The sequence below is a fragment of the Cupriavidus taiwanensis genome (assembly GCF_900249755.1).
In the GTDB taxonomy this organism is placed as follows: Bacteria; Pseudomonadota; Gammaproteobacteria; order Burkholderiales; family Burkholderiaceae; genus Cupriavidus; species Cupriavidus taiwanensis_D.
In genome coordinates, this window is sequence record NZ_LT976853.1 from 1206709 (window position 1) to 1219222 (window position 12514).

The 12514-nt window shown below is 67.9% G+C and carries 12 protein-coding genes and 1 tRNA gene; 6 read left to right on the forward strand and 7 right to left on the reverse strand.

The genetic code is table 11. From position 1 onward, the window contains the following. Window positions 1-7: 7 nt before the first annotated feature. From CBM2594_RS05475 to CBM2594_RS05500, 6 genes are all read right to left on the reverse strand, one after another. Window positions 8-301 carry a YkvA family protein gene (locus CBM2594_RS05475; protein ID WP_116355956.1) on the reverse strand — a complete coding sequence of 98 codons (294 nt, stop codon included), beginning with the start codon at window positions 299-301 and terminating at the stop codon, window positions 8-10. A gap of 359 nt (window positions 302-660) precedes the next feature. Continuing rightward, window positions 661-1806, reverse strand: coding sequence for a BMP family ABC transporter substrate-binding protein (locus CBM2594_RS05480; protein ID WP_116355957.1), 1146 nt, complete (start codon window positions 1804-1806; stop codon window positions 661-663). A 54-nt stretch (window positions 1807-1860) separates the two neighbouring features. Then, window positions 1861-2781: an ABC transporter permease gene (locus CBM2594_RS05485; protein ID WP_116355958.1), complete on the reverse strand. Its 921-nt coding sequence runs from the start codon at window positions 2779-2781 to the stop codon at window positions 1861-1863. An 18-nt stretch (window positions 2782-2799) separates the two neighbouring features. After that, a complete protein-coding gene (locus tag CBM2594_RS05490; RefSeq protein WP_116355959.1) occupies window positions 2800-3909 on the reverse strand; it encodes an ABC transporter permease in 1110 nt (369 codons plus the stop codon). After that, complete coding sequence (locus CBM2594_RS05495; RefSeq protein ID WP_116355960.1) at window positions 3902-5458, reverse strand: ABC transporter ATP-binding protein; 1557 nt, start codon at window positions 5456-5458, stop codon at window positions 3902-3904. Before CBM2594_RS05495 ends, CBM2594_RS05490 begins: the two co-directional genes overlap by 8 nt. Before the next feature lie 544 nt (window positions 5459-6002). After that, window positions 6003-6929, reverse strand: coding sequence for a pirin family protein (locus tag CBM2594_RS05500; RefSeq protein WP_116355961.1), 927 nt, complete (start codon window positions 6927-6929; stop codon window positions 6003-6005). Window positions 6930-7600: 671 nt separating this feature from the next. Between CBM2594_RS05500 and CBM2594_RS05505 the strand changes: the two genes are divergently transcribed. The 5 genes from CBM2594_RS05505 (at window position 7601) to CBM2594_RS05525 (ending at window position 11554) form a co-directional block, all read left to right on the forward strand. Then, complete coding sequence (locus tag CBM2594_RS05505; RefSeq protein WP_116355962.1) at window positions 7601-8317, forward strand: ABC transporter permease; 717 nt, start codon at window positions 7601-7603, stop codon at window positions 8315-8317. Window positions 8318-8343: 26 nt separating this feature from the next. Then, a complete protein-coding gene (locus CBM2594_RS05510; RefSeq protein WP_116355963.1) occupies window positions 8344-9276 on the forward strand; it encodes a glycine betaine ABC transporter substrate-binding protein in 933 nt (310 codons plus the stop codon). A gap of 10 nt (window positions 9277-9286) precedes the next feature. Continuing rightward, a complete protein-coding gene (locus tag CBM2594_RS05515) occupies window positions 9287-9937 on the forward strand; it encodes an ABC transporter permease (RefSeq protein ID WP_116355964.1) in 651 nt (216 codons plus the stop codon). Continuing rightward, on the forward strand, window positions 9934-11118 hold the full coding sequence (locus CBM2594_RS05520) for an osmoprotectant ABC transporter ATP-binding protein OsmV (RefSeq protein ID WP_116355965.1): 1185 nt from the start codon (window positions 9934-9936) through the stop codon (window positions 11116-11118). Before CBM2594_RS05515 ends, CBM2594_RS05520 begins: the two co-directional genes overlap by 4 nt. A gap of 61 nt (window positions 11119-11179) precedes the next feature. Further along, window positions 11180-11554: a hypothetical protein gene (locus CBM2594_RS05525; RefSeq protein WP_116355966.1), complete on the forward strand. Its 375-nt coding sequence runs from the start codon at window positions 11180-11182 to the stop codon at window positions 11552-11554. A 46-nt stretch (window positions 11555-11600) separates the two neighbouring features. Here the strand turns inward: CBM2594_RS05525 and CBM2594_RS05530 are convergent. Then, window positions 11601-11690: transfer RNA gene (locus tag CBM2594_RS05530), tRNA-Ser, on the reverse strand. Between the two features lie 288 nt (window positions 11691-11978). Between CBM2594_RS05530 and CBM2594_RS05535 the strand changes: the two genes are divergently transcribed. Next, the gene (locus CBM2594_RS05535) at window positions 11979-12488 is read left to right on the forward strand and encodes a glycine zipper 2TM domain-containing protein (protein WP_116355967.1); all 510 of its coding nucleotides are present in this window, start codon (window positions 11979-11981) and stop codon (window positions 12486-12488) included. Window positions 12489-12514: the final 26 nt, after the last annotated feature.

Sequence of the window (12514 nt, forward strand, 5' to 3'; positions counted from 1 at the left end):
GGCGGCGTCAGTGCGGCCGCACCGTGGTCGCGGTGGCGCGCGACTGCGCCTGGCGCAGGATATGCGGCGGCAGGCGCTTGAGGATCAGGTGGACTGCCAGCGGGATCAGCACCACGTCGTCGATGATGCCGAGGCCCGCGACGACGTCAGGCACCAGGTCGATCGGCGAGATCGCGTAGAGCAGCAGGCCGATCGCTGCCGGCTTGAGCCACGCCGGCGCGTCCGGATGGCGCAGCGCATACCAGAACAGGCGGCCGTCGCGGCGAACCAGCGTCCACAGGGCCGAAAAACGCTTCAACATGAGAGGCCTCCTTCACATGGCGCGCGCCTGACACTGGCGCATACGCAGAGAGGTTGGGCCGGTGTTGCGGGGTTCAAGTTCCGCGGGTGCCGGGAGATGCCTGGGGCGCTTTCTAACCTGCCAGTTTGCTCCCCTCTCCCGCGCGCGCGGGAGAGGGGCCGGGGGTGAGGGCAGGGAGCGTCAAAGGCTGAGGCCTGTGGGTTAAAACCGTTGGCCTCGCTTGATGTGGTTCCAAGCCAAACCGCCCCTCACCCCGGCCCTCTCCCCGTGAGGGGAGAGGGAGAACACCTTGCTTGGGCGAGTTCGAGCGGCTTGGGTGCATCTCGCTGTAGCCTGCCCGAGCGCCGTCGAGCAATCAATCAACCCGGAATCTTCCCTTCCACGCCCTCGACATAGAACTTCACGCCGTGCAGGAATTTGTCATCGGCCACTTGGTCCTTGGCCAGCTGTTCCTTGCCGGTGTTGTCCTTGATCGGGCCCTTCCAGATCGGCGCGCTGCCGTCGATGATGCCCTTCTTGCGCTCGTCGACCAGGGCCTTGACGTCAGCCGGCACGTCGGCGTTGTAGCTCTTCAGGTCGATCATGCCTTCCTTCAGGCCCCACCACGTGGTGCTGTTCTTCCACTGGTTGTTGAGCACGTCTTCGACCACCTTGTTGTAGTAGACGCCCCACGAGATCACCGACGCGGCCAGGTGGGCCTTGTCGCCGAACTTGCTCATGTCGCTGTCCCAGCCGAAGGCATGCACGCCTTTCTCCTGAGCGGTCTGCACCACGGCGGCGGAGTCGGTGTTCTGCATCAGCATGTCGACGCCCTGGCCGATCAGCGTGGTCGCGGCTTCGCGCTCCTTGCCCGGATCGAACCACTTGTTGACCCACACCACCTTGACCGTCGCGTTCGGGTTGACGCTGCGCGCGCCCAGCGTGAACGAGTCGATATTGCGGATCACCTCGGGGATGGGCACCGACGCCACCACGCCCATCTTGCCGGTCTTGCTCATCTTGCCGGCGACCACGCCGGCGAGGTAGGCGCCTTCATAGGTGCGCACGTCGTACTGGGCCAGGTTGTCGGCGGTCTTGAAGCCGGTGGCGTGCTCGAACTTCACGTCCGGGAATTCCTTCGCCACCTTGAGCATCGACTCCATATAGCCGAAGGTGGTGCCGAAGATCAGCTTGTTGCCCTGGCTGGCCAGGTCGCGGAACACGCGCTCGGCGTCGGCGGCGGATTCCGGCACGTTCTCGACGAAGGTGGTCTTGACCTTGTTGCCGAACTTCTCTTCGACGGCCTTGCGGCCGTTGTCATGCGCGAAGGTCCAGCCGGCATCGCCCACCGGGCCGATATAGACGAACGCGACCTTGAGCGGCTCGGCTGCCTGGCCGGCCGCGGGTGCGGAAGCGGCGCCCGCGGGTTCGGCGGGCTTGTCGGCCTCTTTCTTGCCGCAGCCGGCCAGGGCCAGCACGGCGGTGGCGGCCAGCGCCGCCAGGGTCTTCCTGCGCGTGACGATCATGATTTCTCCTTGTGTGAATTGTGGGTAGCTCGGGGATTTCCGTCAGAAAAAAATTCAGGCGTTGCCAGGGCGGAACGGCTTGCCCAGCGACGCCGGCATGTTCAGGCGTATCCACGCCGGATTGCGCGAGATCAGCGCCAGCACCACGATGGTGGCCGCGTACGGCAGCATCGACAGGAACTGCGACGGCACCGACACGCCGATGCCCTGCAGGTAGAACTGCAGGATGGTCACGGCGCCGAACAGCCACGCGCCGACCAGCACGCGCCCGGGGCGCCAGGTGGCAAAGGTGGTCAGCGCCAGCGCGATCCAGCCGCGGCCGGCGACCAGGTTCTCGACCCACATCGGCGTGTACACCAATGACAGGTAAGCGCCGGCCAGCCCGCAGCAGGCGCCGCCGAACAGCAGCGCGCCGAAGCGGATGGTGCGCACCGGGTAGCCCAGCGCATGCGCGGACTCCGGCGATTCGCCGATCGCGCGCAGCGTCAGCCCGGCGCGGGTGCGGAACAGGAACCACATGATGGCGAAGCACAGCAGCAGGCTGAAATACACCATCCAGTGATGCTGGAAGAAGGCCGGCCCGACAAAGGGCAGGTCGGCCAGTCCCGGCACCGCCTTGGCCTGCGCCGGCATGGCGAAGCCGACGAAGCGCTGGCCCATGAAGGCCGACAGGCCGGTGCCGAAGATCGACAGCGCCAGCCCGGTGGCGACCTGGTTGGTGGCCAGCACCAGCGCCAGCCACGAGAACAGCGTGGCCATCAGCATGCCGGCCAGCGCGCCGGCGGCAAAACCGAGCAGCGGCGACTGGGTCTGGTAGCCGACCATGAAGCCGGCCACCGCGGCGACCAGCATCATGCCTTCGGCGCCCAGGTTGAGCACGCCCGAGCGTTCGTTGATCAGCAGGCCCAGCGCCGCCAGCAGCAGCGGCGTGCCGGCGTTGATGGCGGTGGCGATAAGGGGAGCGAGTTGTTCCATGTTCTTTGTGTGCTCCGCTCAGGCCGTGGTGGCGCGCCAGCGCAGGCGGTTTTCGATCAGCGTGTCGCACGCCAGCAGGAAGAACAGCAGCATGCCCTGGAACACCCAGCCGATCGCCGACGGCAGGCCCAGGCGCGATTGCGCCATCTCGCCGCCGATATAGAACAGCGACATCATGATGCCGCCGAACACGGTGCCGACCGGATGCAGCCGCCCGATAAAGGCGACGATGATGGCGGTGAAGCCGTAGCCCGGCGAGATCGACGGCAGCAGCTGCCCGATCGGCCCGACCACTTCGAACGCGCCCGCCAGCCCGGCGGTGGCGCCCGAGATCAGCAGCGCGCTCCACAGCGCGCTGCGCGCCGAGAAGCCCGCGTAGCGCGCCGCCGCCGGCGCGGTGCCCCCCACCTGCAGCCGGTAGCCGGCAAAGCTGCGGAACACGAACACGGTCATTACCGCCACCAGCACCAGCATCACGACAAAGCCGGCATGCAGCCGCGAGCCCGACATCAGGTTGGGCAGCAGGTATTCGGACGAGAACACCTTCGATTGCGGGAAGTTCATGCCGTTGGGGTCCTTCAGCGGCCCGTTGACCACCCACAGCAGCAGTTGCTGCGCGATATAGGTGAGCATCAGCGAGACCAGGATCTCGTTGGCGTTGAAGCGGTCCTTCAGCAGCGCGGTCAGCGACGCCCACGCCATGCCGCCGGCGATGCCGGCCAGCGACGCCAGCACCAGCACCACGGTGCCGTTGACGGTCTGTCCCGGCACATCGAAATACAGCACCGCCGCGCCCGCGCAGATGCCGCCGGCAATCAGCTGGCCGTCGGCGCCGATATTCCACACGTTGGCGCGGTAGCACACCGACAGGCCCAGCGCGCACAGCACCAGCGGCACGGTCTTGAGCAGCACCTCGCCGATCGCGCGCCGGTCGCGCAGCGGATCGGCCAGGAACACCTTGAGCGCCGCCACGGGGTCCTTGCCGAGCGCGACGAACAGCAGCGCGCCGAACAACAGCGTCAGCGCCAGCGCCAGCACCGGCGAGGCGTAGGCCATCGCGCGCGACGGCACGCCGCGCGGCGCCAGCGTGAGGGGGGAACGTGGCATGAGGGTGCGCACATCAGCCATGGCTTGCCACCTCCGCGCCGGCATGGGCCGGGCCGCCTTGCCACAGCCCGCTCATCCAGAGCCCGACCTGCTCGCGCGTGGCGGCCTCGGTCGCCACCGACGGCGACAGCCGGCCCTTGGCGATCACGTGCAGCCGGTCGCAGATCGCGAACAGCTCGTCGAGCTCTTCCGACACCACCAGGATGGCGCAGCCGGTGGCCTTCAGCGCCAGGATCTCGTTGTGGATCTGCGCCGCGGCGCCGACGTCGACGCCCCAGGTGGGTTGTGCCACGATCAGTACCTTCGGGCCGCTCTCGATCTCGCGGCCGACAATGAATTTCTGCAGGTTGCCGCCCGACAGGCTGCGCGCCAGCGCATGCGGCCCGCTGGCCTTGACGCGGAAGCGGCCGATCACGGCCGAGGCCAGCCCGCTGGCCGCGCCGGGCGAGATCATGCCCTGCCGGACATAGGGCGGGGTCTGGTGCGACAGCAGGATATTGGTGGCCAGGCTCATGCCCGGCACCGCGCCGCGGCCCAGCCGCTCTTCCGGCACGAAGGCCAGTCCGGCGCGGCGGCGCCGGCGCGCATCGAGGCGGCCCGCCGGCTTGCCGTCGAGCTGCACCGCGGTGGCGTCGGCGCGCGTGTCTTCGCCGGACAGCGCGGCCAGCAATTCCTGCTGGCCGTTGCCCGAGACCCCCGCGATGCCGACGATCTCGCCCGCATGGACATCGAGCGAGACCTGGCTCAGCTCGGTCGCGAAGGCATGCGCGCGCGGCAGCGACAGGCCCTGCACGCTCAGCCGCACCGGGCCGCGCTGCGCGGCCACGCGCGCCTCGCGCGGCGGCTCGCCGCCGATCATCAGCCGCGACAGCGACGCCGCGGTCTCCTGGCGCGGATCGCAGACGCCGGTGACCTTGCCCATGCGCATGACGGTGGCGTGATGGCACAGCGCGCGGATCTCGTCGAGCTTGTGGCTGATGTAGAGGATGCTGGTGCCTTCGGCGGCCAGCTGGCGCAGCGTGACGAACAGCGTTTCGACGGCCTGCGGCGTCAGCACCGAGGTGGGCTCGTCCAGGATCAGCAGCTGCGGGCTGGCGAGCAGCGCGCGCACGATCTCGACGCGCTGGCGCTCGCCCACCGACAGCGTATGCACATGGCGGTTGGGCTCCAGCGGCAGGCCGTAGCGTTCGGCGGTGGCGCGGATGCGCTCGGCCAGCTGCTTCATGTTGCCTTGCTGCGCGGCGGGCAGGCCCAGCGCGATGTTCTCGGTCACGGTCAGGGTGTCGAACAGCGAGAAATGCTGGAACACCATGGCGATGCCCAGGTTGCGGGCGTCGTGCGGGCTGGCGATCGTGACCGGCGCCCCGTTGAAGTGCATCTCGCCGGCGTCCGGACGGACCGCGCCGAAAATGATCTTCATCAGGGTGGACTTGCCGGCGCCGTTTTCGCCCAGCACGGCATGGATCTCGCCGGGCGCGACGCTGAGGCTGACATCGTCGTTGGCGACGACGCCCGGGTAGCGCTTGCTGATATGGGCCAGCGCCAGCCGGGGAGGGAGTTGTGATGTCACTGAGGCGGCTCGGGTTGTTGTTGTGGCAGCAACGGGGGATGCGTCAAAGCGCGGCAGTGCGTGGCGCAGCATCGCCGCGACGCATTGCAGCATTCATCATGTTTTCGTGATGCCGGATATTGGTGACGAATTATATAAGTGCGCGGGGGCTGGAAGGCCTGAATCGGGCCGGTGTCCAGTCTGTGCAACGGTTGCGGGGTGGTTGCAAGTCGCGTGCCGGCCGAGGCGCAAAAAAACCGCCGCGTCCTTGCCGGAAGCGGCGGTTATGGGTTGGCTGGAGAAGCCAGAACCGCGGAGGTTTGATCCCCTCTTCCGCTGGCCGGGAGAGAGTAGCCTGCACGCTTGCCATGCCGACTTCCCGGTAACCGACACGTCGTCCCCGCGTAGGCGGGGACCCAGTGTCTTTGAAGCGCAAGCGCTTCTCAAAGTCGCTGGGTTCCCGCTTTCGCGGGAATGACGGGGTCTTTGTTTTTTTGGGTCGCACTAACCAAATCAAAGGCTTGGCGAAGGTTCCTGGGTAGGGGAGCATGCCCGCGGCATGTCGTTACGCCTGCGTACCAGCCACGCCCGCCGCAAACCTCCCATCCCGGAAATCGGCCAGGGTCTGGTAGATCTGCTCCTGCGTGTTCATCACGAACGGGCCGTATTGCGCGATCGGCTCGTTCAGCGGGCGGCCGGCGATCAGCAGGAAGCGCGCGTCGGCCTCGGCCGTGACGATGACGCCGTCGGACTGGCCGGCGTTGTCGAGCACGCCCATGCGCTGCGCTTCGACCACGGCGCGGTCGTCGCCGGTGCCGACCGAGACCTCGCCCCGGTACACGTAGATAAAGGCGTTGTGCCCGGCCGGCAGCGCCTGCGCGAAGGCCTGGCCGGCCGGCAGGTCCACATCCAGATAGACCGGCTCGGTCACCGGACGCGTGATCGCGCCGGCGACGCCATGGCTGGCGCCGGCCAGCACGCGCACGGTCCCGCCCTGCGGCAGCGCCACCGTCGGGATTTCGGCGGCGGGCAGGTCGCGGTACCACGGCGCGGTCATCTTGTCGGCGGCCGGCAGGTTCAGCCACAGCTGGAAGCCTTCCATGCGGCCGTCTTCCTGCTCGGGCATTTCCGAGTGGACGACGCCGGCGCCCGCCACCATCCACTGCGCGCCGCCGTTCTGCAGCAGGCCCTCGTTGCCGGCGCTGTCGCGATGGCGCATGCGCCCGGCCAGCATGTAGGTGATGGTCTCGAAGCCGCGGTGCGGATGATCGGGGAAGCCGCCGACGTAGTCGTCCTTGCTGTCGGTGCCGAAGGCATCGAGCATCAGGAACGGATCCAGCCGGCGCTGCAGGTTCTGCGTCAGCACGCGGGTCAGCTTGACGCCGGCGCCGTCCGAGGTGGCGATGCCGCGCACCACGCGGTCGACGGTGCGCGAGCGCCGCACGGTTTCCGCGGCGGCGGCGGGAATGGTGGCGAGGGTACGGGTGTCCATGTCTTGCTCCTGTGGGGCGGACTGGGGCGGTGATCGCCGGCCAGTCCGTCGTTTCGGCTACCCAGTCAATTTAGTGGTTTGGTGCGGAATGAGTAGAGGCCGCGGGGGCAAAAGATTGTTCTGCCGGCGCATCAAATCACGCACGGCGAGGCTCCGATTCCGGAACGATCGTCGCCTGGGATGTGCAGTCCGCGGTGCCTTCGGCGCGAGCGTGGCGAAGGCCGGAGATAGGCGCCAGATCGGCGCCGGAAACTCTAAAGGTGACAAGATCGATGAAGATCGCTATAATAGCGCTCTCTTTGTCATCCGTTGATGCGAGAAGCAGGGTGGGGAAATCCTCGCCAGCCCTTGCCAGTCAACGGCCGATGGACCGGCGGCGCGTCGGAAAACTTCAATATTTGCGCTGCCACTGGCCAACCGATCGCGACGTGCCTTGCACGCCGGTTGCGCCGCTTCAGGGACTGCTGCCCAAACGGCATCCCGTCAATCGAGATTCCCCGCCCACGGCGGACGAATCCACAGACCGTCCGCCGGCAATCGTGCCGGTCATGGCGGCAATGCAATCTGAACCGGGCCTGGTGGCGCCTATCTCCGCACGCACCAGCCCATATTGTTTTCCATCGCCTGGAAGTGGCGTTCTGCGCGCTTTTTGGCCTGGAGAAGGGGAGAATATGTCAAAGCAACCGGCACGGGCGCTGGCCTGGGCGGGACTGACGCTTGCCGCGCTGGCCGCACTGGTGGCGTGGATCGGCGTCGATGTGATCCGCCAGTACCAGGAACGCCTGCTCTACGACGTGGCCGACCACCTGCGGCTGGTGGTGCTGTCGATGACGCTGGCGCTGGCCACCGGCATCCCGGCCGGGATCGCGCTGAGCCGTCCGTGCATGCGCCGCTGGGCCGACCGGCTGATGCAGGTCTTCAACGTCGGCAATACCGTGCCGTCGCTGGCGGTGCTGGCACTGGCGCTGGCCGTGCTCGGCATCGGCGAGCGGCCCGCCATCCTGGCGCTGTGGCTGGCCTCGCTGCTGCCGATCGTGCGCAACACCTACGAGGGCCTGCGCAATGTCTCGCCCACGCTGCTGGAAGCCGCGCGCGGCATCGGCATGACCCCGGCGCAGCGCCTGGTGCGCGTGGAGCTGCCCAACGCGCTGCCGGTGATGCTGGCCGGCATCCGCATCGCGCTGGTGATCAACGTGGGCACGGTGCCGCTGTCGTTTCTGATCGGCGCCAACAGCCTTGGCGAACTGATTTTCCCGGGCATCTACCTGAACAACCAGCCGCTGCTGCTGCTGGGCGCGGCCGCCACGGCGCTGCTGGCGCTGGCGCTCGATGCGCTGTTTGCCGCCGCCGGGCAGCTGTACCTGCGCCGCCGCGGGCTGGCGCGCTGAACCGAGGGGCCGACATGAAAGATCCGATGCAATTTATCCGCCGCCGCGCGCGCCGCGCCGCCATGCTGGTGGCAGCCGTCACCGCGTTCGCGGCGGGGCTGGCGCTGGCCACCGCGCCCGAAGCGCGCGCCGAGTCCGCGCCGATCCGCGTGGGCGGCAAGAACTTCACCGAGCAGCTGCTGCTGTCGTCGATCACGTCGAAGTACCTGCGCGCCAGGGGCTTCAGTACCGAGCTGACCGCCGGCCTGGGCAGCACGCTGATGCGCCAGGCGATGGAGAGCAACCAGCTCGACGTGGTGTGGGAATACACCGGCACCGCGCTGATCGTGTTCAACAAGGTCGAGGAAAAGCTCGACGCCAAGGAAACCTATGCGCGCGTCAGGCAGATGGATGCTGCGCGCGGGCTGGTGTGGCTCGATGCCTCGGGCATCAACAACACCTACGCGCTGGCGATGCCGAAGGAACGCGCCGGCAGCGGCGTGACCACGCTGTCGGCCTTTGCCGAGCAGATGCGCAAGGCCGGCGCCGACACCAGCCACCCGTTTGCGGTGGACATGGAATTCGCCGCGCGCCCGGACGGGCTGGAGCCGCTCAAGGCGCTGTACCAGCTGCCGTTCTCGCGCCGCGACGTGATCCAGCTCGATCCCGGCCTGGTCTACACCGCGCTGAAGAACAACCAGGTGGAACTGGGCCTGGTGTACGCGACCGACGGCCGCGTCAAGGGCTTCGACCTCGTGCTGCTCGAGGACGACCAGCATTTTTTCCCGCCGTACAACGCGGTGCCGGTGGTGCGCAAGCCGGTGCTCGACAAGCATCCGGAACTGGCCGGCCTGCTCAATGCACTCGCTGCCAAGCTCGACAACGAGAGCATGACCGAGATGAACTACAAGGTGGACATCGGCCAGCAGCCGGTGGACAAGGTCGCGGAGGATTTCCTGCGCGGCCACGGACTGATCTGAGGAGGGCCGCATGGACTTGATCTCTTACCTGCAGCACAGCTGGCCCACGCTGCTGAAAATGACCGGCGAGCACCTGGCGCTGGTGGGCTCGGCGGTGGGCCTGGCGATCCTGATCGGGGTGCCGCTGGGCATCGTGATCACGCGCTTCCGCGCGCTGGCCGCGCCGTTGCTGGCGCTGGCGACGATCGTGCTGACGCTGCCGTCGATCGCGCTGTTCGGGCTGATGATCCCGGTCTTCGCGCGCTTCGGCCATGCGCTTGGCTACGTGCCGGCGGTGACGGCGGTGTTCCTGTACTCGCTGCTGCCGATCATGCGCAACACCTACACCGCGCTGGCCAATGTCGATGCCGGCATCCAGGAAGCGGGCCGCGGCATCGGCATGACCACCTGGCAGCGGATGCGGCTGGTGGACCTGCCGCTGGCGGTGCCGGTGATTCTCGGCGGCGTGCGTACCGCCGTGGTGATGAATATCGGGGTTGCCACCATTGCCGCCATCATCGGCGCGGGTGGCCTTGGGGTGCTGATCCTGCAGGCGATCAGCCAGAGCAACATGAGCAAGCTGGCCGTGGGCGCGGTCCTGGTCAGCGTGCTCGCCATCGTGGCGGACGCCTTGCTGCAGTGGCTGCAGCGGGCGCTGACGCCGAAAGGAATCCGGCTATGATCGAACTCGACCAACTCACCAAGTCCTTCCCGCAGAAAGACGGCACTGAAACGCGCGCCGTCGACGCCGTCTCGCTGACGGTGCCGCGCGGCGAGATCTGCGTCTTCCTGGGGCCCTCGGGCTGCGGCAAGACCACCACGCTGAAGATGATCAACCGGCTGATCGAGCCCACCTCCGGCACGGTGCGCATCGAAGGCGAGGACACGCGCGGCCTCGATGGCGTGACGCTGCGCCGCAAGATCGGCTATGTGATCCAGCAGATCGGCCTGTTCCCCAACATGACCATCGAAGAGAACATCATGGTGGTGCCGCGCCTGCTGGGCTGGGACAGGAAGCAGTGCCGCGAACGCGCGCGCGAGCTGATGGCGATGGTGCAGCTCGATCCCAACCGGCTGCTGTCGCGCTATCCGCGCGAGCTGTCCGGCGGCCAGCAGCAGCGCATCGGCGTGATCCGCGCGCTCGCGGCCGACGCGCCGCTGCTGCTGATGGACGAGCCCTTCGGCGCGGTCGACCCGATCAACCGCGAGAGCATCCAGAACGAATTCCTGCAGATGCAGCGCCAGCTCGGCAAGACCGTGATCATGGTCTCGCACGACATCGACGAAGCCATCAAGCTGGCCGACAAGGTCGCGGTGTTCCGCCGCGGCCAGCTGGTGCAGTTCGACCACCCCGACGCGCTGCTGGCGCATCCGGCCGATGAGTTCGTGCAGGCCTTCGTCGGCCACGACAACACCCTCAAGCGCCTGTTGCTGGTGCGCGCCGGCGACGCCGCCACCATGCCGCCGAGCTGCCGTCCCGACATGCCGCTGGCCGAAGCGCTGGCCGTGATGGACGACGCCGACGTGCGCCACCTGCCGGTGGTGGACGACGCGCAGGTGGCGCTGGGCTACGTCACGCGGCGCGATGCGCGTTCGGGCCAGGGCCAGTGCAGCGACGTGATGCGGCCGTTCGCGGTGACCGCCGCGTTCGACGAGCACCTGCGCATCGTGCTGTCGCGCATGTACCAGCACAACACCAGCTGGCTGCCGGTGATGGGTGCCGATGGCGCCTACCTGGGCGAAGTCACGCAGGAATCGATCGCCGGCTACCTCAGCTCCGGCCGTTCGCGCGGCCAGGCCGCCGCGCCGACGGCCCCGGCGGCCCCGGCTGCGCCGGCCGCGACGCTGCGCGCGGCCGCCTGAGCCGAGCGGGCCGGGGGACAGGGTCTCGGCACGGGCGCGGCTGGCGCGCTATGCTTCAGGCATGCTCCGCTACTGCCGCTCGCCGCTGTGCCTGGTCATCGAAACCCGCTGGCTGATCCCGCGCGGGTTTGACGGCTTCACGCCCGGTCCGCTGATCCTGCTGCGTCCCGGCGCCAGCCAGGCGCTGATCGAACATGAAAAGGTCCACGTGCGCCAGTTCTGGCGCAGCTGCGGCCTGATGGGCGTGCTCTACCTGGCCAGCCGGCGCTGGCGCCTGCGCTATGAGGTCGAGGCCTACCGCGAGCAGTTGCGGCACAGCCCGCCCGCCGCCGCGCGCGGCCTGGCGCGTGTGCTGGCGTGCAAGTACCGGCTCAGGATTTCCGAAGACGAGGCGTACCGGCTGCTGACGCAAGACCTGCAGCGCGATGCCGAATGAAAAAAAACGGCCCGCACCAGTCGCTGGTGCGGGCCGTTTTCTTGTCTGGCGGAAGCGGTGAGATTCGAACTCACGGATGGGTCACCCCATCGGCAGTTTTCAAGACTGCTGCCTTAAACCACTCGGCCACGCTTCCGGAAAAGTGCGGGCATTGTAGCGCGAGAGGGCAGGCCCTCCGGCGCATTGCCGCGTGCAGACGCAACGGTCTGGCCGCGCATTATACAAGGCCCGGGCGCTTTGATGGGGAGTCGCGCTGCGGGCATGGGCGCAGGCGTAAATTTCCTGCCACATCGATTGCCGCGCTGTCGGGCTCTGTCTGACAAGACGGAACCTTCATATCGCGCCATCGCTCATATTGTCGTGCCGGGCACTGCGGTGTGTGCCGCATCCCCGGCTTTCGCCTGGCAACAGAGGAGAACTCAAAATGCGAATCCCAAGCAAGACATGGCTGATCGTTCCGGTGGCCGCGGCGGCCGCGCTGGCCGGTTGTGCGGCGCCATACAACAGCGGCTACGACCAGGGCTACAACACCGGCTACAACGCGCCGCCTCCGGGTTACCAGAACCCCAACACCTCGCAGGCCCCGGCCGGCGCGGTGTACTACGGCCGCGTGGAATCGATCGAGCCGGTCACCACCACGCAGGGCAGCTCGGGCCTGCTCGGCACGGTGATCGGCGGTGCCGCGGGCGGCCTGCTGGGCCATCAGATCGGCGGCGGGCGCGGGCAGACCGCGGCGACCATCGGCGGTGCCGTGGTCGGCGCCGTGGCCGGCAACCAGATCGAGAAGCGTGCGGGCAGCAATACGCAGACGGTCTACCGCGTGAACGTGCGCCTGGATGACGGCCGCCTTGCCACGGTGACGCAGTCCAACCTGGGCAGCCTGCAGGTGGGCATGCGCGCGCGCGTGGCCAACGACATGGCGACTCCGTACTGACCTGCCAGGCCGACGTTTGCCAGAAG